The 23,528-nt window shown below is 58.7% G+C and carries 22 protein-coding genes; 17 read left to right on the top strand and 5 right to left on the bottom strand.

Annotated elements, in window-relative coordinates; all coding sequences use genetic code 11:
* Positions 1-26: 26 nt before the first annotated feature.
* The 5 genes from purD to lipB are packed head-to-tail and all read left to right on the top strand — an operon-like array spanning position 27 to position 5,085.
* Complete coding sequence (gene purD, locus ABIK48_04965) at positions 27-1,304, top strand: phosphoribosylamine--glycine ligase (protein MEO0021507.1); 1,278 nt, start codon at positions 27-29, stop codon at positions 1,302-1,304.
* A gap of 8 nt (positions 1,305-1,312) precedes the next feature.
* Positions 1,313-1,801: a low molecular weight phosphotyrosine protein phosphatase gene (locus tag ABIK48_04970; protein ID MEO0021508.1), complete on the top strand. Its 489-nt coding sequence runs from the start codon at positions 1,313-1,315 to the stop codon at positions 1,799-1,801.
* Positions 1,801-2,952, top strand: coding sequence for an acyl-CoA dehydrogenase family protein (locus ABIK48_04975; protein MEO0021509.1), 1,152 nt, complete (start codon positions 1,801-1,803; stop codon positions 2,950-2,952). The genes ABIK48_04970 and ABIK48_04975 overlap by 1 nt, the downstream gene beginning before the upstream one ends.
* Positions 2,946-4,352 carry a dihydrolipoyl dehydrogenase gene (gene lpdA / locus ABIK48_04980; protein MEO0021510.1) on the top strand — a complete coding sequence of 469 codons (1,407 nt, stop codon included), beginning with the start codon at positions 2,946-2,948 and terminating at the stop codon, positions 4,350-4,352. The genes ABIK48_04975 and lpdA overlap by 7 nt, the downstream gene beginning before the upstream one ends.
* A gap of 10 nt (positions 4,353-4,362) precedes the next feature.
* The gene (gene lipB / locus ABIK48_04985) at positions 4,363-5,085 is read left to right on the top strand and encodes a lipoyl(octanoyl) transferase LipB (GenBank protein ID MEO0021511.1); all 723 of its coding nucleotides are present in this window, start codon (positions 4,363-4,365) and stop codon (positions 5,083-5,085) included.
* On the opposite strand, the gene ABIK48_04990 is transcribed toward lipB, so the two are convergent.
* From ABIK48_04990 to hslU, 4 genes are read right to left on the bottom strand one after another with little or no spacing between them, the layout of a single operon-like run.
* Positions 5,013-5,720, bottom strand: coding sequence for an anaerobic ribonucleoside-triphosphate reductase activating protein (locus ABIK48_04990; protein MEO0021512.1), 708 nt, complete (start codon positions 5,718-5,720; stop codon positions 5,013-5,015). The genes lipB and ABIK48_04990 overlap by 73 nt on opposite strands.
* A 45-nt stretch (positions 5,721-5,765) precedes the next feature.
* Complete coding sequence (trxB, locus tag ABIK48_04995; GenBank protein ID MEO0021513.1) at positions 5,766-6,686, bottom strand: thioredoxin-disulfide reductase; 921 nt, start codon at positions 6,684-6,686, stop codon at positions 5,766-5,768.
* Entirely contained in the window at positions 6,679-7,605 is a 927-nt protein-coding gene (gene argF, locus ABIK48_05000; GenBank protein MEO0021514.1) for an ornithine carbamoyltransferase, read from the bottom strand. The genes trxB and argF overlap by 8 nt, the downstream gene beginning before the upstream one ends.
* 2 nt (positions 7,606-7,607) lie before the next feature.
* A complete protein-coding gene (gene hslU, locus ABIK48_05005; protein ID MEO0021515.1) occupies positions 7,608-8,975 on the bottom strand; it encodes an ATP-dependent protease ATPase subunit HslU in 1,368 nt (455 codons plus the stop codon).
* Positions 8,976-9,058: 83 nt separating this feature from the next.
* Here hslU and ABIK48_05010 point away from each other — a divergent pair, with 83 nt between their 5' ends.
* Complete coding sequence (locus ABIK48_05010) at positions 9,059-9,703, top strand: queuosine precursor transporter (protein MEO0021516.1); 645 nt, start codon at positions 9,059-9,061, stop codon at positions 9,701-9,703.
* On the opposite strand, the gene ABIK48_05015 is transcribed toward ABIK48_05010, so the two are convergent.
* Complete coding sequence (locus tag ABIK48_05015) at positions 9,704-12,715, bottom strand: YCF48-related protein (protein ID MEO0021517.1); 3,012 nt, start codon at positions 12,713-12,715, stop codon at positions 9,704-9,706.
* 91 nt (positions 12,716-12,806) lie between these two features.
* Between ABIK48_05015 and aspS the strand changes: the two genes are divergently transcribed.
* From aspS to ABIK48_05070, 11 genes are all read left to right on the top strand, one after another.
* The gene (gene aspS / locus ABIK48_05020) at positions 12,807-14,111 is read left to right on the top strand and encodes an aspartate--tRNA(Asn) ligase (GenBank protein MEO0021518.1); all 1,305 of its coding nucleotides are present in this window, start codon (positions 12,807-12,809) and stop codon (positions 14,109-14,111) included.
* A gap of 257 nt (positions 14,112-14,368) precedes the next feature.
* Positions 14,369-14,746 (top strand): carbonic anhydrase, encoded by a 378-nt coding sequence (locus tag ABIK48_05025; protein MEO0021519.1) that lies wholly within the window; start codon positions 14,369-14,371, stop codon positions 14,744-14,746.
* A gap of 29 nt (positions 14,747-14,775) precedes the next feature.
* The gene (gene rbfA / locus ABIK48_05030; protein ID MEO0021520.1) at positions 14,776-15,141 is read left to right on the top strand and encodes a 30S ribosome-binding factor RbfA; all 366 of its coding nucleotides are present in this window, start codon (positions 14,776-14,778) and stop codon (positions 15,139-15,141) included.
* A 20-nt stretch (positions 15,142-15,161) separates the two neighbouring features.
* The gene (gene truB / locus ABIK48_05035) at positions 15,162-16,040 is read left to right on the top strand and encodes a tRNA pseudouridine(55) synthase TruB (protein ID MEO0021521.1); all 879 of its coding nucleotides are present in this window, start codon (positions 15,162-15,164) and stop codon (positions 16,038-16,040) included.
* Entirely contained in the window at positions 16,030-16,938 is a 909-nt protein-coding gene (gene ribF, locus ABIK48_05040; GenBank protein ID MEO0021522.1) for a riboflavin biosynthesis protein RibF, read from the top strand. The genes truB and ribF overlap by 11 nt, the downstream gene beginning before the upstream one ends.
* 58 nt (positions 16,939-16,996) lie before the next feature.
* Positions 16,997-18,376, top strand: a complete 1,380-nt coding sequence (locus tag ABIK48_05045; protein MEO0021523.1) for a PQQ-binding-like beta-propeller repeat protein — start codon at positions 16,997-16,999, stop codon at positions 18,374-18,376.
* A 3-nt stretch (positions 18,377-18,379) separates the two neighbouring features.
* Positions 18,380-19,138, top strand: a complete 759-nt coding sequence (locus tag ABIK48_05050) for a Yip1 family protein (protein ID MEO0021524.1) — start codon at positions 18,380-18,382, stop codon at positions 19,136-19,138.
* 5 nt (positions 19,139-19,143) lie between these two features.
* The gene (locus ABIK48_05055) at positions 19,144-20,412 is read left to right on the top strand and encodes a TolC family protein (GenBank protein ID MEO0021525.1); all 1,269 of its coding nucleotides are present in this window, start codon (positions 19,144-19,146) and stop codon (positions 20,410-20,412) included.
* 13 nt (positions 20,413-20,425) lie between these two features.
* Positions 20,426-21,529 (top strand): efflux RND transporter periplasmic adaptor subunit, encoded by a 1,104-nt coding sequence (locus ABIK48_05060; GenBank protein MEO0021526.1) that lies wholly within the window; start codon positions 20,426-20,428, stop codon positions 21,527-21,529.
* A 30-nt stretch (positions 21,530-21,559) separates the two neighbouring features.
* Positions 21,560-22,243 (top strand): ABC transporter ATP-binding protein, encoded by a 684-nt coding sequence (locus ABIK48_05065; protein MEO0021527.1) that lies wholly within the window; start codon positions 21,560-21,562, stop codon positions 22,241-22,243.
* Entirely contained in the window at positions 22,203-23,489 is a 1,287-nt protein-coding gene (locus ABIK48_05070; GenBank protein ID MEO0021528.1) for an ABC transporter permease, read from the top strand. The genes ABIK48_05065 and ABIK48_05070 overlap by 41 nt, the downstream gene beginning before the upstream one ends.
* Positions 23,490-23,528: the final 39 nt, after the last annotated feature.

Below are 23,528 nucleotides of genomic sequence, written 5' to 3' on the forward strand. Positions count from 1 at the left end.
ATCAGCGTTAAATTGAAAAAGATATTATGAAAATTCTGGTAGTTGGCGGTGGCGGACGTGAGCATGCGATTGTCTGGGCAGTGAGCCGGCACGGACATCGGGTCTATTGTGCGCCGGGAAACGCAGGAATTGCCCGGCTGGTAGAATGTGTAGATATTGAACCGTTGAATATCCCGGCGCTGGTGAATTTCGCCCGGCGACAGAAAATTGATCTGACGATTGTAGGACCCGAGGCACCGCTGGTTGCCGGTCTGGCTGACGAGCTGGAGAAGCAGGGTTTGAAAGTTTTCGGTCCGAAGTCAGCGGCAGCACAGCTGGAGGGGGATAAATCGTTTGCCAAACGGCTGATGCTCCGTTACCGGATTCCCACGGCGCAGTTTGAGGTGTTCGACGATTATGAACGGGCAGTCCGGTTTCTCAGCGGCAGGAGACTGCCGGTGGTGATCAAGGCGAGCGGACTGGCTGGAGGTAAAGGAGTAGAGATTGCCAGGAGTTTTGAGCAGGCACAGCAAGTGCTCTCGGGGTATATGCGCGAGGACCGGCTGGGAGCGGCGGGAAGAACGGTCGTAATTGAGGAGTATCTTACCGGGGAAGAGGTTTCGATTATCGGACTGTGTGATGGAAAACGGGTGCGGTTTATGATCCCTTCCCAGGATCACAAGCGCCTGCTTGATAATGATGAGGGACCCAATACCGGCGGGATGGGTGCCTATGCGCCGGTTCCGGTGGTAACAGAAGAAGTTTTCCGGCAGATTGTCGAGATGGTGTTTGAGCCCCTGCTGAAGTGTTTTGCTCAGGAGGGTATTGATTACCGGGGAGCGATCTATGCGGGGCTGATGCTGACGGATGACGGGCCCAAGGTTCTGGAGTTCAACTGCCGGCTCGGAGACCCGGAGGCCCAGGTGATTCTGCCGTTGTTTGAGGGCGATTTTGCCGAGATATGCCGGCAGTGTGCTGAGGCTTCGCTGGACGCAGCTTCGGGGGATTACCTCCGATCCACTCTTTGGGCGCTGTGTGTAGTGCTGGCGAGTCCTGGGTATCCGGGCAGATATGAAAAAGGGCTGCCGATCTCGGGTGAGGTTGAGGATGGGGAAAACCTCCTGGTCTTTCATGCGGGCACCAGAATGGAGAACGGCCGGCTCGTGACCAGTGGCGGCCGGGTACTGGCGGTCACCGGTCTCGGGCGGAGTTTGCCCGAAGCCCGGCAGCGGGCGTATTATGGGGTCGGACGAATCCATTTCTCCGGGATGCAATACCGGCATGATATCGGTTTCCGGGGGCTTCGGCACATTGCCGAGAGATAGAATTCCAGATGGATGAGCAACAGGCGGCGCCGAAATTTTTCAATATTCTGGTAGTCTGCACGGGTAATTCCTGCCGGAGTCCGCTGGCAGCAGCAATGCTCCGCCATGAGCTTGCCGGTTTTCCGGTCCGGGTTGAGTCTGCCGGCATTGCAGCGATCACCGGAATGCCGGCGTCGCCGGCGGTTCAGCAGGTAGCGGCAGAGATGGGGTTGGAACTCAGCAGTCACCGGGCAAAGACCGTAGATCCGGGGCTACTGGGATGGGCGGATCTGATTCTCGTAATGGAGCGCCGGCACAGTGACTGGATTTCCCGGCTGGCACCAGCAGTAACGCCGAAGGTGAAGTTTCTGGGCGGATATCCGGACCAGGAGCTGGAGATTCCTGATCCAATGGGTCAGGATATCATATATTACCGGCAGATTGCGCTCCTGATGAGAGCCGGGGTGTTGAAGGTTGTCCAGGAGGTCAGAAGCAAGTTACAGAAAGGAGTGGACTGATGGAGTATTTTTTTACTGATACTCAGAAGGAAATCAAGGAACTGGCAAGGAAATTTGCGGTGGAGAAGATCAAGCCGGTTCGGGCGGAACTGGACCGGACGGGTGAGTTTCCGCACCAGCTGATGCAGGAGATGGCGGAACTGGGGTTGATGGGAATTTATATTCCGGAGGAATACGGCGGTTTCGGGGGCGGAATCCTGGAGATGTGTCTGGTGGTGGAGGAGCTGTCAAGAATTGACGGGGCGGTGGCGCTGTGCTATGCGGCGTGCGGGCTGGGCACATTTCCGATTATTCTTGCCGGCACCGAGGAGCAGAAAAGAAGGTATCTTCCCCGGCTGGCTGCCGGCGAGCTGGCGGCATTTGCCATTACCGAGGCACAGGCGGGTTCAGATGCAAGCAATGTCAAGACGCGTGCCCGGCGGGAAGGGGATTACTATGTCCTGAACGGAACCAAGCAGTTCATCACCAACGGCAGTGTTGCCAAGATTTACACGGTTATCGCCTCAACCGATCCCAGCCGGGGTGCGCGGGGGCTTTCTGCCTTTATTGTTGAGGATGGCACGCCGGGGTTTACATTCGGCAAGATCGAAGACAAGATGGGCATCCGGTGTTCCAAAACTGCAGAGCTGGTGTTTCAGGACTGCCGGGTACCGGCGGAAAATCTGCTCGGGGGCAAGGAGGGGCTGGGATTTCTCCATACGATGCGCACCTTTGATCGGACCCGGCCCGGGGTCGGAGCACAGGCACTGGGAATTGCTCAGGGTGCCCTCGATGAGGCGCTGGAGTATGCCAAGACCAGAATTCAGTTTGACCAGCCGATTGTTTCCTTCCAGGCGGTGCAGATGATGCTGGCGGATATGGCAATCCAGATTGAAGCATCACGGGCACTGGTTTACGAGGCGGCCCGGGCGGCCGATGCCGGGGTCAAGAATATTTCCGGGCTGGCAGCGATGGCAAAGGTGATGGCATCTGATACCGCCATGCGGGTTACCACCGATGCAGTGCAGATTCTTGGTGGCTATGGTTACATGAAGGATTATCCGGTGGAGAAGATGATGCGGGATGCGAAGATTACCCAGATTTATGAAGGAACCAATCAGATTCAGCGGCTGGTAATTGCATCAGAGCTGATCAAGGGGACGCTGTGGTGAAGCGGCAAGCGGCGGATGTGGTCATCGTCGGTGCCGGTCCTGCCGGCTATGTCGCGGCGATCCGGCTGGCGCACCAGGGTCGGAAGGTGGTGGTGGTTGAGCAGTCACGGGTCGGCGGGGTGTGTCTTAATCGGGGCTGTATTCCGGTAAAGGCACTGCTGCATGCGGCGGGTGTAATTCGTAATGCCGCAGAGGCTCGCGTGATGGGCATCAGTTTTGATCCACCCCGGATTGACCTCGTCAGTCTGGGTTCATGGAAGAACCGGATCGTGGAACGGCTGGCACGGGGCATCGAGTTCCTCTTCAAAGGTAACGGCGTCGAGCTGGTGCGGGGAAAGGCACAGCTCAAGGACGAAAGGACGGTTGAGGTCGCTGCCGATGATGGATTGGAAATTACGGCTGAACAGATTGTCATCGCTACCGGTTCGGAGCCGGCGGTCCTGGCCGGGCTGGAGGTTAATCACCGGAATATCATCGATTCCAACAGTGCGCTCAATCTCGTGGAACTGCCGAAAACCATGATAATTGTCGGCGCCGGTGCGGTCGGACTGGAGTTTGCTACAATCTTTAACCGGTTCGGAGTGAAGGTGACGGTGCTGGAGGTATGTGATCAGATTCTGCCCGGAACGGACCGGGAGCTGGCGGTGATGCTCCAGCGGCAGATGGAGCGGGAAGGGATTGAATTCCGGCTCGGTGTCAAGGGGTTGAGCTGTGCTGAGGCGGAAGGTGGTGTCGCCCGGGTCTGCTGGGAGAGCGGAGAGAGAATGGCGGAACTGACCGCGGAACGGATTCTGGTGGCGGTGGGCAGAAAACCCCTGAGCGGAGGTATCGGATTGGAACGGCTTGGTCTTGAACTGGATGAACGGGGATTTATCCGGACCGATAACCACCTCCAGACCGGTGTTGAAGGAATATATGCGATCGGCGATGTCCGGGGCGGTCCGCTGCTTGCCCACAAGGCGATGTATGAGGGGATTCTGCTTGCGGAGCTGTTGACCGGTGCCCGGAAACCGGTTCGACCGCGGGCAGTGCCCATGGTGGTTTATACTGATCCGGAGTTCGCAAGTGTCGGTCTGACACCGGCGGAGGCGGAGCGGCAGAGAATAAAGGTGCGGATGAGCCGGGTGCCGGCGAGTGCGGTCGGGAGGTCGCTTACACTCGGCCGGGCAGAAGGAATGTGTAAAATGATTGCGGATGAGAAGACCGGCAGAATACTGGGAGCGAGCATTCTGACGCCTCAGGCGGATGTGCTGATTGCCGAGGTGGCGGTGGCGGTGGAGCTGGGGCTGACCGCTGAGGAGCTGGGCCGGGTGATTCATCCCCATCCAACGATGAGCGAACTTGTTTTTGAAGCAGGCGAGGCACTACTCAGCCGGGCGGTGCACATTCTGAACCGTTAGCGCCTGCGGGATGGTAAAAGGGGTGCGGGCCGCTAATCTGATTTTACTGGACCGGATTGATTACGAAGCCGCGGTGGCGCTGCAGCGGCTGGTCTGGGAACTGCGGGTTAAAAATGAGATTGAGGACAGTCTGATCCTCTGTGAGCATCCGCCGGTAATTACATTAGGCAGAAGGGCGGACCGGCGCAACCTGCTTGCAACTGAATCCGAACTTGAGCGCCGGGGAATCAGGGTGTATCAGGTTGAGCGGGGCGGGGACATCACCTATCACGGTCCGGGACAGCTGCTCGGCTATCCGATTTTTAAACTGGAAAGCGGACTCTTGGGTGTGCGCCGGTTTGTCGAGCTGGTGGAGTCAGCCCTGATTCGGGCGCTGGCGGAGTTCGGGATCAGGGCGGAAACCAGACCGAAACTTGTCGGCGTGTGGGCGGGTGAGAAAAAGATCGCCTCGCTCGGGATAGCGGTTCAGGAAGGGGTGACCTTTCACGGGTTTGCCCTGAATATCGGCAGCGATCTGAGCGGATTTGAGCTGATCAACCCCTGCGGGCTGAGCAGCTGGATCATGACCTCAATGGAAATTGAACTGGGGCAGACGGTGAGCAGAAATCAGGTGGTCAAGGCGGTAATCAGCGGATTTGAGCAGGTTTTCGGTCTGAGGTTTCAGACAAATCTGCCCCGGAGTCTGACCTCACTGACAAATTTTGCCAGCTCGGAGCGCATCGCCTCCGCCTGAGCGAGCGAATAGGGCTGTTTCTGGCGGTATCCGGCGGCACGGGCGTTTTCCGGCACAAACTGCTGCAGAACTGCGGTTCTTGCGGAACGCAGGGCGACTCCGATCTGCGGGATGTCTTCGGGGTTGATCAATCCGGGGACCAGAGTAAGCCGGAATTCATACTCAATTCCTGATTCAATCAGGAGCCGGATCGTGCGCCGGAGGTGGGCAAGGCTGGGCAGGCTTCTGCCGACTGCTTCGGCATAGCGTTCGTTGAGCGGTGCCTTGATGTCCATTGCCACCGCATCGACCAGTCCGAGCGCCAGTGCCCGCTTGAGCGGATAGGGAAAGGAGCCGTTGGTGTCGAGTTTGATCTTCAGATTCAGCCGTTTGAGGGTGGCGCAGAGTTCAAAGATCTCCGGATGCATCAGCGGTTCGCCGCCGGTAATGACGACACCGTCGAGCCAGCCCAGCCGGTTTTCGAGGTTCATCATGATTTCCTCAAGCGGAAGGGAGGGCAGTGCCGGGTCATCATCAGCGACCGGACCGTTGTGACAGAACGGACAGTGAAAATTGCAACCGCCGGTAAACAGAACAGCGGTGATCTTTCCGTCCCAGTCAATCATTGAGGTCGGAACAAACCCGACGATGCGCATTGCCCAATGATAAAAGACTGCTGTCCGAAGTCAAAGGGTTAAGGATTACCGGCTGTGGCTGAGAAATTCGTGAGCGGACTGGGCGGCAATGGCACCGTCTCCGACCGCGGTCGCAATCTGCCGGACGGTCTTCTTCCGGATGTCGCCGGCGGCAAAGATGCCCGGGGTAGCGGTCTGCATTTTTTCATCGGTGATGATGAAACCCGCCTCATCCAGCAGAATCGCACCCTGACACCAGCCGGTGCCGGGGATCAGCCCGACATAGATGAACAGCCCGGCAACCGGCAGGTCAATGCTGGTGCCGGTCTTGAGGTCGGTCAGGGTCAGCCCCTCAAGCTGGCGGGTGCCGTGAATCCGGCTCACCACCCGGGAAAGGTGGAGGACAATCTTCGGGTTACTCCGGACCCGCTCCTCAACAATCTTTGCCGCCCGGAACTGGTCCCGGCGGTGAATCAGATGAACCCGGGAGCAGAAGCGGGTCAGGTAGTCCGCCTCCTCCAGCGCCGAGTCTCCGCCGCCGACCACCGCTACCTCCCGGTCCTTGTAGAGCGGACCGTCGCAGATCGCACAGTAGGATATGCCTCTGCCAGTGAGCTCAGTTTCCATTTCCAGTCCCAGTTTCCGGGGTTCGGTGCCGGCGCAGATGATGAGTGCCTGAGGCCGAATTGTCCCGATTGTGGTTTCGAGCTCAATCTGGGTGCCGTTGAGTTTCAGGCTTGTGGCTTCGCCGGTTTCGATCGCACAGCCGAACCGGCGCGCCTGGGCATCCATGTTCTGGACCAGTTCTAGGGTATTGACCGGCTGGGCAAAGCCGGGATAGTTCTCCACCGTGGCGGTCTTGTTCATCTGACCGCCGACCAGCTCCTTTTCCAGAATGAGGGTGGAATGGCCTGCGCGGGCAGCATAGATGCCCGCGGTCAGTCCGGCAGGACCGGCACCGACGATCAGGATTTCGGGATCAGCCATTTTTCAGCAGCCGGGCGAGAATCGCCCGCTGGATGTGGAGCCGGTTTTCCGCCTGATCAAGCACGACCGACTGCGGTCCGTCCAGGACCTCGTCGGTGATCTCCTCGCCCCGGTGTGCAGGCAGACAGTGCAGGACCTTGGTTTCGGGCTTTGCCCGGGAGAGCAGCTGGCGATTCACCTGATAGGGCCTAAAGATCTGACGCCGCTGTTCTGCTTCGTTCTCCTGTCCCATTGATGCCCAGACATCGGTGTAGATGAAATCAGCCCCGGTAACCGCTTCACACGGGTCGTAGGTAAGACGGATTTTCGCCCCGCTCTTTTCAGAAAGTTTTCTTGTCTGCTCAGTGATGGCAGGTGCGGGTTCAAACCCCTTGGGCGTGGCAACATTGAGGTTGAAGCCGACCGTGGCGGCAGCAAGCATCAGCGAGTGACAGACATTGTTGCCGTCACCGGTCCAGGCGACGGTGACGTTGTCGAGCGAACCGCGGTGGTCAACAATCGTCAGCAGGTCGGCGAGAATCTGGCAGGGGTGTTCGAGATCGCTTAAGGCGTTGATGACCGGAATGGTGGCGTTTTCGGCGAGCTGGGTGATCTTCTCATGCTCAAACACCCGGGCGATGATGCAGTTCACCCAGCGGGAGAGGTTACGGGCGACATCCGGGACGCTCTCCCGGACCCCGAGGCCGACATCCGCGGGGCTGAGATAGGTGCTGGTTGCACCGAGCTGATGGAGCGCCCGCTCAAAGGTGACCCGGGTGCGCAGGCTGGGCTTTTCAAAGATCAGGACACCCATCTTGCCCCGGGCGATGGGAATAATCCCCTGACGGCTGATCTCCGCCTTGAGTGCACCTGCTTCGTGCAGCAGGTCCAGAATCTCCTGTTTACTTAAATCGGCAATTGAGGTCAGATCCTTTTTCATAATTATAAAATATACCGGCTCAGATCCCGGTTGGCAACTATGTCCTTGAGCTTGCGCTCAACATAGCCGGCGGTGATCCGCACCCGTTCGGTCTTTTTGTCCGGCAGGGCGAAGAGGATGTCCTCAAGCAGGGTGGTCATCACCGTGTGCAGACGCCGGGCGCCGATGTTTTCGGTCTCGGAGTTCACCTGAAAGGCGATCTCGGCGATGCTGCGGATCGCCTCACGGGTGAAGGTCAGCTTCACCCCTTCGGTCGCCAGCAGGGCGGTATACTGCTTGATCAGGGCGTTTTCCGGTTCGGTCAGAATCCGGACAAAGTCCCGGGCGGTCAGGGATGAAAGCTCAACCCGGATTGGAAACCTGCCCTGCAGTTCCGGGATCATGTCTGCGGGCTTGACCTTGTGAAAGGCGCCGGCGGCGATGAAGAGGATGTGGTCGGTCCGGATCATGCCGTATTTGGTCAGGACGCTTGAACCCTCAACCACCGGCAGGAGGTCACGCTGCACCCCTTCGCGCGACACATCCGGACCGCTCGGCGAGGGTGTGGCGCTGACCACCTTGTCAATCTCATCAATAAACACAATCCCGCTCTGCTCCACCCGGGTCTTCGCCTCGCTGATCACCTCCTCCATATCAATCAGCTTCTGTGCCTCCTCCTGAGTCAGCACGCGCCGGGCTTCGGCAACGGTCAGTTTGCGCCGGCGGGTCTGTTTGGGCATCGCCGGACCGAGGATGTCCTGGAGCTGAATCAGAATCTCTTCACCGCCGAGCTGGGCAAGGGCATCAGGAAAGGGAAACTGCTGGCTGGTGGTTTTAATCTCGACCAGCTGGCTGTCCAGCTCACCGGCGCGCAGTTTCTCCCGAAGCCGGTGCCGGGCTTCCGGTGAACGGAACCCCTCCTCGCCGAGGAGCAGTTTCAGCAGCTTCTCCTCAGCAAGCGCCTCAGCCCGTGCCTGCACCTCTCGAGTCTTCTCCGCCCTGACCATATTGACCCCGATCTCCATCAGGTCCCGGATCATCGAGTCGACATCCCGGCCGACATAGCCGACCTCGGTGAACTTGGAGGCTTCAACCTTGACAAACGGTGCCTGAGCGAGCCGGGCGAGACGTCGGGCGATCTCGGTCTTGCCGACGCCGGTCGGTCCGATCAGGATGATGTTGTTGGGCAGAATCTCATCCCGCAGCCGGTCCGGAATCCGGCTCCGGCGCCAGCGGTTGCGCAGGGCGATCGCCACCGCCTTCTTTGCCTTCTCCTGACCAATGATGTAGCGGTCCAGTTCGGCAACAATCTGGCTCGGGGTGAGCGCCCGCTCCGGTGTGACCGGAATCAGTTCACCGCTCAGACCTTCTTCCGGCGAAATGATATCCATCATATTCAGGATAGCGGAGTTGGAGATAATGTCAAGGGGCTGAAAGAGGTTGACATCTGCTGTCCGGCATTTAATTTAACCGGTTGACCCAGACCGCAGAGAGTCAGTTCCGGACTGAGCGGGCGCTTGCCGGGGTGGCGCTCGTGACCGCCGCCTATATCGCTGCCCAGATCCTTTCCGACATCGCCAGCCTGCGGATTGTCTATCTTTTCGGCTTCAGCATTGATGCCGGCACACTGATCTACCCCTTCACCTTTACCCTGCGGGATCTGGTGCACAAGACCGCGGGCATCAGGGTGGCGCGGCGGGTGATTGTCGCCGCCGGTGTGATTAATCTCGTGATGGCCGGTCTGTTCTGGCTGGTTGCCCGGCTGCCGCCGGATCTGCAGGTCGGACCTCAACTGGAGTTCGGGATGGTGCTGTCACCGGTGTGGCGGATTGTGATTGCATCAATTATTGCGGAGGTGGCGTCGGAGCTGGTTGACGGTGAAGTCTATCAGCTCTGGGTCAACCGGATGGGGATGCGGCACCAGTGGCTGCGGGTGCTGGTGTCCAACAGTGTCAGCGTGCCGCTCGATTCGGCGCTGTTCTGCTCCCTTGCCTTTATCGGCAGGATGCCGTTTGCGGTTGTGGTGAGCATCTTCTGGGCAAATGTGATTCTCAAAGGGGTGGTCACGCTCGTTTCCCTGCCGATGATTTATCTGGTGCGGGAGCGGCGGGCAGGGTGATTACCGGCTGAACCAGTGGTGGACAATTTGCGCCGCCCTTTTACCCTGCGGAGTATAGTCGTCAATCACCAGTTCATGCTCAATGTCCATCGGTGCCGGGTCGGTTTCCCATTTCCAGAAGTGGAAGCCGTAAAACCAGGGCAGGGGCTCAAGTTGCTCCGGGTTGCGCCAGAACGCCCGGAACGCAGCCTCATAGCAGTTTGCCTGCTCATTGAAGTCCACCCGCATCCTGCCGCCGGTTGAGGTTTTGAGGATCGTGCCCGAGTCGCCAACCGCAAAGCCGACAAGGTCATAATACCCCTGCCGGTTCACCAGCCGGATCTGAATTGAGCGCAGGGGCAGATAAACATTGGAGTACTGGACACTGCCGTTAAACTGCCAGGCAGAGCCGGCACGGAGAATCAGTCCGCCGGTCCCGCAGGCAAACCGGGCGGAGTCGTATTCCGGAACCGAAACCGAGAGCAAATCCCAGGAGCCGGTACGAAACTGCGCAACCTCCCAGCGGGCACCACCGTCAGTAGTGTGAAGCATTATCGCCTGATCACCGACGATGAAGCCGGTATCCGGGGTCAGCAAGTCAACCGCATTGAGCCGGACCGTTACCGGGCAGTCCAGCCGGTGCCAGGAGTTGCCACCGTCAGTGGTCTTGAGGATCGTCCCCTGTTCACCCGCAATATAGCCGGTCTGTCTGCCGGCAAAATCGATTGCGCGCAGCTGCAGCTGGAGGGTTTCGCCTGAGGGTAAAAGGCAGAATTTTCTTTCCCAGCTTTTGCCGCCATCAGTGGTTTTCAGGATTGTGCCGTTAGCTCCGACGACATAGCCGGTGCGGGTATCAGCCGGAAAACAGACCGAATAGAGGGTTGTATTTGTGCCGGTCCAAAGCGGTTGAATGCGGGCAAAGCCGTCAACTGTCTTCAGGATTACCCCCGACTCGCCCACTGCATAACCGGTATCCCGGGCGGGAAAGCTGAGCGCATAAACTGTCCTGTTTGTGCCGGAGGGGCATAAGTTCCAGTTTCTGCCGCTGTCGGTTGTTTTGAGAATGATACCTGAATCACCGGCGATATAACCGTTCATCGTGTCAACCGGAAAGCAGACCGCATTCAGCCTTCTGGTGGTAAGCCGGTGGCGGACGGAATGCCAGGCATGGGAGGTGTCCGGAGTGCCCAGGGCGGCGCTGTCCAGACTGCGGTAGCCGATCTCGGTGAACAGGATCGGCCGGTGAATCCGCTGATAAAGCTCATTTAACTGAGGAATCCGCAACCGCTCCCAGGAGCGCGGGCTTCTCCGCCGGATCTGCTCCAGGTCCGGCTGCTGGGTGATTGCGGTGTCATCCGGATACCGGCCCGGATAGGCGGTTGTCTCCACGAGTGGAAAGTAGGGATGGATACCACAGATGTCAATCCCGTCCCAGAAGTAATCATTTACCGGGCTCCAGGAGGCACCGTAGGCGAGCGGTCCGGAATAGCAGGCGCGCACCGCCGGGATGACCTTCGTGCGCCAGAGCTGTGCTTCCTCAGGCGAGTCCAGGGTCTGATTGATTTCCAGACCGATGGTGAGCATCTCCACCCCTTTTTCTTCTGCCAGTCTTGCACAATGGGTGGCGTAAACCGATTCTGCCCAAAACCAGGCGGTATCGGACTGGGGGTTATGCCGACCGCACCATGTCCGGGTGGAGCAGGCAAGATAACAGCTGAGTGCCACATTCAGACCGCGGGCATGAGCGTAATCAATGACCAGCCGGATTGAACTGTCGGCAGGTGATTCACCGAAGAGCGGTTTCAGATAGCTCCAGCCCGGTCCGGTGTCCCGCATCAGCCAGCGGGAGTTTACTGCCACCCAGTTGGCACCGATTCCGGCAAGTGAGTCCAGCGCCGGAAAGGTCCGGGAGTAAAAATAGGTTGAATCATAGGTGGTGGGAAAACAGAACCCCCTGTGGGTGGCAAGGGTGGCGTTGAATTTTCTCATTACCTCCTGCGCCTTTTTGTTGTGCGGGGTATAACCGGTATTACCCGCACCGCCATCACCGGTGTCGGTCTGCCAGGCATAAAAGCACCAGCCGGCAAACCAGGGTCTGCCCGCCAGCGCATGATAGGCGGCGATATAGGAGTTGCGCTGGGCAACCGGGTCATAGTTTCCGCTCTGGGTATCATTTTCCGGTTGCAGGTAACAGCGGTCAATACTCCGGTAGCCGATTTCAGTAAAAAGCACCGGCCGGGGCTGGTCAAGACCGCTGAGGAAGTTTTCAATCTCGGGAAGATATTTGTGCTTCCAGAACCAGGCGAGCCCGTCAACCGAACCCGGCGGAAATTCAGGCGGCGGATAAGGCGGTTCATCGGCAGTCAGGGGGAAGAAGGCGTTGATGCCGATATAATCAAGAGATTGCCAGAACGGAATCTGGCGCCAGGTGCGCCAGTCCGCACCATAGGTCAGGGCTGGAGGCTGGCTGGCTTTTCTGAAAACTTTCCGGACCTGAGCGATTGTCCGGTGCCATTCAGCCCTTTCCCAGGTTTCGTCTGTGGTCCGGTCCAGTCCGGCGCCGATGGCGAAAAGTTCACAGCCGGTTCTGAGCCCGATTTCGGCATAGTGGAGAATGAACCGGCGATAGGCGGTGAACCAGAGGGTATCAGGCGGGTTGTGAAAAAGCGGGCTGACCCCGGAGCGACAGCGCAGCTGGGGCTTGAGAAAGACCCTGATGCCGAGGTTGCGGGCAAGGCGGATGATATGGCTGATTTCACGGTCAGACGGTGAGCTGTCCGGCAGCCAGAAGATCTCGCTTTTGCCGGTGTCGGTCATCCACCAGACCGGCTGAATCACCACCCAGTTGATTCCGGTGCTGAACCTCATCTGCACCAGGGCAGTTTCGGCAGCAGGGGAGTCGTAGGAATACCGGGCAGAGGTCCGGATCAGCGTCATTCCCTTGATCAGTTCATCCGGACCGGGCTGAGCAGAAAATCCGCTGCTGGGGAAGCAGAAAATGGCAACTATTCCGAAGAAGAGAAACCGGCGCATCGCTGTATGATAGGCGGAATCCGGACCGGGTCAAACACTGATACCCGCTCTGTTTCTTGACTCGGGCGCCGGTATCGGTAAATTGATGGGTATGGAACGGACACTGGCACGGGAGCTGCCAAATCATATCGGTGAGCAGGTCCGGCTTCTGGGCTGGGTGCATCACATCCGCCAGCTGGGCAAAATCTCATTTGTGCTTTTGCGCGACCGCACTGGAGTGACGCAGGCGGTTACCGGTGAGCCGGAGCGGTTCGGTCTGGACCGGATTGAGCGGGAGTCAATTGTTGAGCTCGTGGGCCGGGTGAAGCCCGAGCCGCAGGCGCGGCAGGGGTGTGAGCTGGAGCTGGAGTCAATCCGGGTGCTGGTCGCACCGGTGGCACCACTGCCGTTTGAGGTCAGCCGGTCAAAGAAGAAGCTGAATCTGAAGCTGGATATGATTTTAGATCACCGGGCGTTTGCCCTGCGCAATCCCGAGATCGGTGCGGTCTTCCGGGTTCAGGCGGAGATCGTGCGGACCTTTCAGGAGTTTCTGCGCCGGGAGGGGTTTCTGGAGGTGCACACCTCCAAGATCATCGCTGCCGGGACCGAGGGCGGAACCGCACTGTTTCCGATCCAGTATTTTGAGCAGAAGGCTTATCTTGCCCAGAGTCCGCAGTTCTACAAGCAGATGCTGGTCGGTGCGGGTTATGAGCGGGTTTTTGAGGTCGGTTTTGTCTACCGGGCTGAGGACCACGCCACCTCCCGGCACATCAATGAGTATCTGTCCCTGGATTACGAGATGGGGTTCATTGACTCATTTCTGGATGTGACCCGGCTTGAGGAGCGGTTCTTGAAGGAGCTGTTAAAAAATCTGGCAGAAAACTGCGCGGAGGAGCTGAAGCTGCTTGAAGCCCGGCTGCCCGAGATCAGCTCCATCCCCTATCTCCATTTCCGGGATGCGCTGGAGGTCTTAAAGCGGGATTACAACCGGGATGTGAGCAATATGCATGATCTCGACCCGGAGGCGGAACGCCAGCTGTGTGACTATGCCCAGAAGGTCCACAATTCGGAGTTCATATTTATTACCCATTATCCGCGCCGGACCCGGCCGTTCTATACCCTCTGGGACCCGGATGATCCAGAGTATACCTTCGGTTTTGATCTGCTGTTCCGGGGTCTGGAGGTGACCACCGGCTCCCAGCGGATTCACGATTACCATATGCTCGTGGAAAACATCCGGCGGTTCGGAATGAATCCGGAAAGTTTTGAGTTTTATCTTGAGATCTTCAAATATGCGGTGCCACCGCACGGCGGACTGGCGATCGGCGCCGAGCGTCTGACCCAGCAGTTTCTGGGCCTTGCCAATGTCCGGGAGGCAAGCCTGTTTCCACGCGACCGTTTCCGCCTGACACCATAAAACCTTTCGTTTTAATAACTTAGAAATGCCCGCTGCGGTCCGTTTTTATAAGCTGAAAAATTTCAATGTGTTGGAGAATTGGACCCCTTTTTGTCCTGTCTGGGGGGCAGTTCCCTATACCGCTGGTGCGGGTGCTGAGCGGTGGTTGCGGGCTTTTCGGGTCTGGTTTCGGTTCGGGTCCGGGTTGAATCTGCGTCCGTTTTTGACATTTCAGAATTGCCGGTATACTGTTTCCATTCCTTTTAAAGGAGGAGCGTGTGGCAGAGTCACGGTTTGTGACCGCAATTAACTGTATGGATGGCAGGGTGCAGTTGCCGGTGATTGCCTGGCTGAAGGCGGATACCGGTGCTGATTATGTTGATAATATCACTGAGCCCGGTCCGGTGAAGATTCTTGCCGAGGGCAGAAACCGGGTGCTGCTGGGTTCGATCCGGCGCCGGGTGAAGATCTCGGTTGAACGGCACGGCTCCAGACTGGTTGCCATTATTGCCCACCATGACTGTGCGGGAAATCCGGTTGATGAGCAGACCCAGCGCCGTCAGCTGGAGCGGGCGATCCGGCGGGTGGAGTCCTGGGGGCTCGGGGTCAGAGTTGTCGGGCTGTGGGTGAATGAGCAGTGGCAGGTTGAAGGTTGACCTTTGTGCCGGAAGGTTTAGCATAAAGTATGCGGTATCGGGAGCGCAGGGTGGCGGATGCGATCCGGGATATTGTTGCGGAGATCATCCTGAAGCAGATCTCGGACCCGGGGGTTGGGTTTGTCACTGTGACCAGATGTTCACTGTCAAGGGATCTGCGGAATGCCACCGTCTATTTTTCGGTGATGGGTGATGAGGCAGAGCGGCAGCGCTCGCTTGCTCATCTGGAGCATGCCCGGGGGTTCATCCGTTATCAGCTGAGCCGGCGTCTGAAGATGAAGTTTCTGCCTGAACTGCATTTTGCGCTGGATGAGGTGCTGGCGCAGGAGCAGCGGATCAACCGGCTGCTGGATGAGATGGAAGAGCCAGAGCCGGAAGATGAAGAAAATAAATAGCCGGTCAGGGTGGTAGCGGTGTGCGCGGGGTGCTGAATATCAACAAGCCGGCCGGAATTTCTTCTTATGATGTAATCAGACGGTTGAAACCGGTGCTTGAGTCGAAGCGGATTGGCCATGCGGGCACGCTGGACCCGATGGCATCCGGGGTCCTGCTGGTGCTGGTTAACGAGGCAACGAAAATCAGCCGGGTGCTGATGGCGCTGGAGAAGGAGTATGAGGCAGAAATTACCTTCGGGATCGAAACTGATACGGATGATGTTACCGGCAGAGTAATACGGGAGGCGCCGGTGCCGGCAATCAGTGCCGAGGAGCTGAGCAGGTTTCTCCAGGACAATTTTCAGGGCGAGCTCTGGCAGGTGCCACCGGACTACTCAGCGCTGAAGCAGGCGGGTGTTCCGCTTTACCGCCGGGCCCGGGCGGGTATGCCGGTTGAAAAAAGGACACGCCGGGTTAATATTTATGATATCCGGCTTTCAGCCTGGGAGCCGCCGGTTGCCCGGATTGCGGTCCGGGTTTCTTCCGGCACCTATGTGCGGGCGCTGGCACGGGACATCGGCCGGGCGCTGGGGTCAGCAGCTACCCTTTCCCGGCTGGTGCGGACCAGGGTCGGCAATTTTATGCTGAAGGACAGTCTGAATCTGGAGCAGGTGCCGGGTGGTGCTGAGCTCGCCAGCCTGCTTGTGCCGGTTGAGCAGGCGCTCAGCCATCTGCCCAGGCTGGAGGTCGGTCCGGAGATTGCCGAGCAGCTGCTTATGGGAAAACGGCCGGTCTGGAATGAGGCAATGCCGGCTGATACCGGACTGCTAGTGGCGGTCACCCGAAAGCGGGATTTTCTGGCGCTGGTGAAGTGCCGGGCCGGGGTGCTGATTCCGGAAAGGATTGTCTATGCCGGATAGAAGTGGCGGGCTGGTTCTGACCATCGGTGGATTTGACGGCGTGCACCTCGGCCATCGGGCAATCATCCAGGCGGTCCAGGAGGAGGCGCAGACCCGGAACGCCCGTTCCGGGCTGGTGACCTTTGAGCCCCATCCGGCGCAGCTGCTGCATCCGGAGTTTCCCTATCTGCTGACACCGCTTGAGGAGAAAAAGCTGGTGCTGGCTGAGCTCGGGGTTGATTATGTCCATGTGATCGGTTTTAACGAACGGATACGGAACCTTGCGCCCGAGGAGTTTGTGCTCGAGGAGATTGTCAAACCGCTGAAACCGGCTGGTGTGGTCATCGGTGCGGATCACCGGTTCGGTCAGCATGCCCGGGGTGATGTCCGGCTGCTCGGGGAAATTCTGGCTCGGTATTCAATTCCGCTGAAGATCATTCCCGAGGTGGTGCATCTTGGTGCTCCGGTCCGCTCCACCCGAATCCGGGAGCATCTGGTGCTGGGTCATATCCGGCTTGCCAACGAACTGCTGGGCAGGCGGTACGGGATCCTGGGCCGGGTGGTGCGCGGAACCGGCACCGGCAGAAAACTGGGTTTTCCCACAGTCAATGTTGAACCGGTGAGCCCAGACAAGCTGCTGCCGGCAGAGGGTGTCTATGCCGGCTGTGCCGAGTTCGGGGGCAGGAGGTTTTCCGGTGCGGTGAACATCGGGTTCAAGCCGACATTCGGCGGCACCGGCAGAACGGTTGAGGTCCATCTTCTTGATTTTCAGGGTGAGGTGGCTGCCGGCACACCGGTGACGGTCCGGCTGGTGGAGCGCATCCGGCCCGAGCAGAAGTTTCCTGATCCGGCAGCACTCCGGGCACAGATTGCTGCCGATATTGTTAAAATCAGACAGGTGCTGGAACGGGAGCAGTAACCCGGGTTTGACTGTCCCAAGTTGTTGACAATCAACCCTGCAGACTTAAGATTGTGATATGAGCAGTTTGAGCCTGATTTTAATTCTGACCGTTCTGCCACCAGATTCGCTGGTGTGCCCGATGCGGGTGGACACAGCTCAGGAGCTGGAACTGGCGATTCTGCCGCCGGAGAATGTCAGTCTGCCGGTCCAGTACCGGATTGACTGGGGCGATGGCGAGACCCTGGACTGGACCGAGCCGGTGAATTCGCGCACCGAGGTTTACCGTTACCACCGCTATCGCCAGCCCGGCACCTATCAGTTGCGGGTGATGCTCCGCGACCGGCTGGGCATTTCTTCGGAGTGGAGCAGACCTGTTGCGGTTGAGGTGGTGCCTTCGCTTTTGAAGTGGTTTGCGCCGACGCTGGAACCGGTAGTAGGTGCACCGGCACTGGATGAGAACGGTAATGTTTATCTCGGAGATGAGTCGGGCACAGTTTATTCGTTCAACTCCGCGGGTGAGCTGCGCTGGACTTTTCAGGTCCGGCAGCCGGTTTATGCAGGTGCAACGGTGGAGCAGGGACTGGTTTATGTGCCGGCGCTGGACTCCTGCCTCTACTGTCTGGATACACTGGGCAAACTTAAATGGTCGGTAAATCTGGGGGATGAGCTTTGGACCCCGCCTGCCATCGGGCAGGACCAAAATCTCTACCTGACCACGGACAAGGGCAGGCTGGTGAGCGTGGACGCAAAGGGCAGAATCCGCTGGCAGGTCCAGCTCGGTGATGAGGCGGCCGGGGCACCGACGCTCGGACCGGATGGCAATATCTATGTGAGCGCCGACTCCATTTACTGCTTTACTCCGAAGGGAAAGCGGCGCTGGGCGTTCGGCACACCGGATAACGCCTATTTCTTTGCCGGACCGGTGGTGGACGGGCAGGGGCTGGTGTACTGCGGGAGTTTTGACGGGTATGTGTACTGTCTGGGAAGAGATGGCAGGATGGTCTGGCGGGCACCGGTGCCGGATGAGGATGAGATCCGGACCGAGGTGGTGTTTGACCCTGAAGGCAGGATGTATCTCGGTACCGATGGATACTATCTGTGTGTGAAGGAGCCGGGGAAAACGATCCGGGTCGTGTATGAGACCGGTGATGGTATCTGTGCGACACCGGCGGTCAGCGCGCAGGGGACAGTTTATCTGCTTTCCGATGACGGGGTGCTTTACGCATTTACCCGGGAGGGAAGGATATTCTTTACCGCCGAAGTTGCCGGCGGTGATAAGGAGCTCTACTACAGTTCGTCGCCGGCGATCGGACAGGATGGAACGGTCTATGTCGGTTCCTGGGATGGCGGAATTTATGCATTTCATGGCGATGCACCGCCGGCAAACACAGTCTGGGCGCAATACCGGGGTGATGCCCAGCACCGGGGCAGGGTTACCGTCCGGAAGGGGAGGTAATAGATGCTGAAGCTGTTCTGGTCACCGACAGTAAGGTTCCGGGAGCTCACCGCTAAGCCTGAATGGTCGCTGCCGCTGGTGCTCGCGCTGCTTGTGCCGTTACTGCTCGGCACACTGAGCAGTTCGCTCCTGCCGCGGCGGGTGCTGATCGATTCCATTGAATCCCGGATGGAGCGGGTGAAGAGGTATATTGATGAACAGGTGGAAAAGGGGAGGATGCCGTCGGATCAGCGGGGTCCGGCACTGGAGCGGATTGAGGGGACATCACGGCAGGAGGTGGAAGCCTATGAGCGTTCCTCCTGGCCGGCGCTGTTTCTGCGGTTTCTGGTGCGCAGTCTGCCCGCGGTGGTGTGGTCGCTGATTCAGCTGTTGATTTTTACCGCACTCCTGAATCTGATTATGCCGCTGCTGGGCGGAGCCACCAGTTTTGGCCGGATGCTGGCGGTGACCGCCAATGCGGCGCTGGTGCGGATCGCGGGTGCAGTGGTGCACGGGCTTCTGATGTTTGCTACCGGCAGGCTGGCAGTCAATACCAGTTTGAGCCTTGTTCTGCCCGCGGGTCCGGTGTTTGTCCGGGGGTTTTTGTCCGCGGTCGATATCTTCACTGTGTGGGAGCTGGTGCTGATCGGTCTGGGAATGAAGGTTGTTTTCAATCTGCCGGGACGGCGGTCCTGGTTTGCGGTTTTCAGCATCTGGCTGGTTTATATTGTCATCCTGGCACTCCTCTTCACACTTTCCGGCGGGCTGGCGCTGCCGGAATAGCGTCGATGGTAATTTCAGCAGTTTGTTTAACCGGTCTGGTGATCTCAGTCATTCTGCCCGGGGAGACGCTGTATCTGAACCTGGAGCGGACACTGGCGCTGGCACTCAGAAACAGTCCGCTGGCAGTGGAGGCAGAAGCGGAGCGTAAATCAGCGGTGCTGGCAGCTGGCAGGGGCGCGGCTGGTATTATGCCCAGGGGTTCGGTTGCCGTTTCGGAATTGAAAGGGGAATCGGGTCGGGTCTGGGAGGAGGAGGTTACCGTCAGTCAGACGGTTTTTGACCCGGTGGTATTCGGCGGTGTGATCAGCGGGATTATCAACGCCGGTTACCATTCGGAATCGGCACGAGAGCAGTCTGCCCGTCTGGTCCTGACCGTCACCAGCGGTTATCTGAATCTGATCCGTGCCCGGAGTATGCTCGCAGCCGCTGAGAAGGCATGCGCGCAAGCCGAGGCGGTTTACCGTCTGGTTGAGGAGAAGTTCCGGCTGGGGCAGGTGTCCCGGATTGAGCTTTTGCGTAGTCAGGCGTTTTACCAGCAGGCTGAGCTCAACCGGCTGAGCGCCCGGAAGGGGTCTGCGGAAGCAATGAACGGGCTGATTGCGGCGGTCGGGCTCAGGCCCGGACAGATAATTGTGCCCACCGAGGAACTGGATTCAGCAGTGCCGGAAATTGAGCCTGAGCAGGTGCGAAGACAGATTGAGCGCTATAACCCCGGAGTCAGGATGAGCCGGAAGCTGAACCGGGTAGCGGTGCTGAATCTGGTTGCGGCGTTCTTGCGGGTACTGCCGACGGTGAGTCTGTTCCGCAGTTTCCGTTATGCTGATACAGTTCCGCCCGCAGGTTACCGGCAGTGGCAGGAGGGTGCGGTGAAAAATGACGGGATTGCAATTTCGCTGCCGGTGGCGGATATTGTCGGCTTTGTGCTGAATGCGGGCGAGGCGCTGATTTCAGCCCGGCGCAGTCGGGCAGCACTGGTCCGTGCCCGGCTGGAGCTGCACAGCGCCACTGAGAGCGCAATTGCCGGTTATCAGGAAGCCCGGCAGCGGTACCGGCAGGCAGTGGATAATCTCCGGCTGCACCGTGAGCTTTACGAGCTTGCCCGGTCTCAGTTCCAGCTGGGTGCGCTCGGACTGAGTGAGCTGCTGGAGGTGGAGGCCGGGCTGGCACAGGCAGAGGCAGGCGCCAGTGCGGCACGGTGCGATGTATATCTGCAGTCGGCACAGCTGGGATATCTGATGGGTTTGAGCCGGACCGGCGAGAAGGCCGGGAATTGAGACAGGAGGCGGGATGAGCAAGGGTTTAAGGGTGGTCCTGATTATAATCGGTGTTTTAGCCCTGCTGGCGGTGCTGTTGGTGCTTAACCGTTCCCGGCAGGAGGGCGGGGTGAGCTGTGAGGTGAAGAGGGTAAAGTACGGGACAATCGTTTCCGTGGTCAGTGGAACCGGCGAGCTGCGGGCAGCAGCCCAGGTGAATCTGCAGGCACAGGTGATGGGGGTGGTGAAACGGCTGCGGGTGCGAGAAGGCGAATGGGTGCACCGCGGGGACACACTGGTGGAGCTGGACCGGCAGAGTATTGAGGCGCAGATGGAAATTGCCCGTGCCCAGTATGAGCAGGCACAGTCCCGCCACCAGCGGATGGAAAGCCTGTATGCCAGGGGGCTGGTTGCCCGGGAGGAGTTTGAGGCATCCAGAACCGCATATGAGGTTGCCCAAGCCCAGTTTCAGCAGGCGCGGGATCAGTTTGACAAGACGGTGATCTGTGCCCCGATTTCGGGAAGGGTGGTCCAGCTGAATATCAAGGAGGGCGAAACGGTGGTGATCGGCACGATGAATACGCCCGGGACGGTCCTTTTGGTACTGGCGGACCTCTCCCGGATGCAGGCGCTGATCAAGGTGGATGAGACCGATGTGGTGCGGGTTGCAACCGGGCAGACGGCACGGGTGCGGGTAGATGCCCTGCCCGATACCAGTTTTACCGGTGTGGTGACCAGGGTGGGATATATGCCGGTGGTCAGTCTGCTCGGTACTGAAGGCAATGCGGTTAATTTTGAGGTGGAGATAACGCTGGACAGTGCGGTGCCTCAGCTGAAGCCGGGAATGACTGTGCATGCGGAGATCACGACCGCTCAGCGGGATTCGGTCTTGGTGGTGCCGGTGCAGGCGGTCGGCAGGCGCCAAGTAGGGAATCGGGAGGGCGAGACGGTGTTTGTGGTGCGTAACGGCAAGGCGGTGTTAACACCGGTGAAGACCGGTCAGGCATCTGATACCGAAGTGGAGATCATTGAAGGTTTGAATGCGGGTGATGAGGTCGTCGTCGGACCCTACAAGGTGCTGAGCCGGCTTAATGACGGCACCCGGATCAGACCGGAGCCGGTTGCAGATGATGAGTAGCGACGGGTTGGAGGCTGAGGGAGGAAGTTGCTGATCCGGCTGCAGGGTGTTTTCAAGTCCTATTCACTGGGGAAAACGGTGGTGCGGGCGCTGAACGGAATCAGTCTGGAGATCAGCCGGGGTGAGTATGTGGCGCTGATGGGACCATCCGGTTCAGGGAAGTCAACCCTGATGCATATCCTGGGGTGTCTGGATACACCGGATGCGGGAAGCTATTTCTTTGACGGCGATGATACCGCCCGGTTCAATGACCGGGAGCTGGCACGGCTGAGGAACCGGGCATTCGGATTTGTGTTTCAGAGTTTTAATCTCCTGCCCCGGCTCTCGGCGCTCGCCAATGTGGAACTGCCGATGCTTTATGCCGGGATCAGACGACGGGCACGAATTAAACGTGCCACTGAACTGCTGGAGCTGGTCGGTCTGGGTGACCGGCTGCGGCACAAGCCTAATGAGCTTTCCGGCGGCGAGATGCAGCGGGTGGCGATCGCCCGCGCGCTGGCAAATGAACCCGAGGTAATCCTTGCCGATGAGCCGACGGGTAATCTGGATTCCCGCACCGGTGCTGAGATCATGAGGCTCTTTGACCGGCTGGCAGAGGAGGGGAAGACTGTGGTCATTGTGACCCATGATCCCGGGATCGCGGAACACTGCCGGCGGATTGTCCGGCTGCGGGATGGCGAGATCGTTGCCGATGAGCCCCGGCGTTCAGGGTGAGGTGTTGATGCGGTTCTGGGAGATTGTCAAACTGGCGCTGGGGACATTTCAGGCGAACCGGCTGCGGTCCTTTCTGACCACCCTGGGGATCATTATCGGCGTAATGACGGTGATTGCGATCGTTTCGCTGATTCAGGGGATGAACTATGAGGTGGAGCGGCAGATCTCCTCGCTGGGGTCAAATGTGATCTATCTGCAGAAGGTGTCCTGGGGTGTGGGGCAGATTGACTGGGATGAGGTTTCCCGCCGGCCCGATTTGACCCTTGAGGATGCGGTGGCAATCGGCCGGCTGTCCGGCGTGGCGGTGGTGGCACCGCTGCGGAGCCGGGTGATCTCCCGGCTGAATTACCGGAACCGGAAGGCGACCAATCTGGAGCTGTCAGGGGTGACTCCGGTTTACGCCGAGGTTGCCAATTACGGAATCGAGTCAGGGCGGTTTATCAGTGCTGATGACAGCATGCGGAAGCGAGCGGTGTGTGTAATCGGCGGTTATGTGGTTGATAATCTGTTTCCGGATGAGGAGCCGATCGGTAAGGAACTGCTGATTGAGGGGAAGAAATTTACGGTGATTGGCACGCTGACCCGGAAAGGCAGTTTTCTGGGACAGACCCAGGACAATGTGATTTTCATCCCCTTAGCCACTTTTGAGAAGAGTTTTCGCGCCCAGCCCGGATGGGGCGAGTTTGCGCATGCGTTGAGTATCATGGTTGTGCCGAAGCCGGGGGTGGCACTGGAACGGGTGATTGATCAGGTGCGGGAGCTGATGCGCCGGCGCCACGGGTTGAAGTATGATCAGCCGGATGATTTCGGAATTAATACTCAGGAGACGCTGCGCACAATCTACCGGAATATCACGCGGGTGGCATTTATCGTGATGATTGCGGTAGCGGCAATTTCCCTGCTGGTGGGCGGTATCGGGATAATGAATATCATGCTGGTGGCAGTTGCCGAGCGGACCCGGGAGATCGGACTGCGCAAGGCACTGGGCGCAACAACCGGTGATATTCTTTATCAGTTCCTTTTTGAGTCGGTACTGCTCGCCCTGACCGGTGGTGTGATTGGCATTGCGCTCGGGCTGGGAATTGCGAAGGTCGTGGAGCTGACCGTGCATCTGCGTGCCGCTGCGCCGGTATGGACGATTGTGCTCGGGTTCGGGTTTTCCGCCGTGGTGGGAATCTTTTTCGGCATTTATCCGGCTTCGCGGGCTGCAAGGCTGGATCCGATTCAGGCGCTGCGGTATGAGTAGTCCTTGACCGAGCCGATTTTTCCCCCTAAAATTACTGCG

It is taken from the genome of candidate division WOR-3 bacterium, assembly GCA_039801085.1.
Classification (GTDB): domain Bacteria; phylum Hydrothermota; class Tepidihabitantia; order Tepidihabitantales; family Tepidihabitantaceae; genus JAOABP01.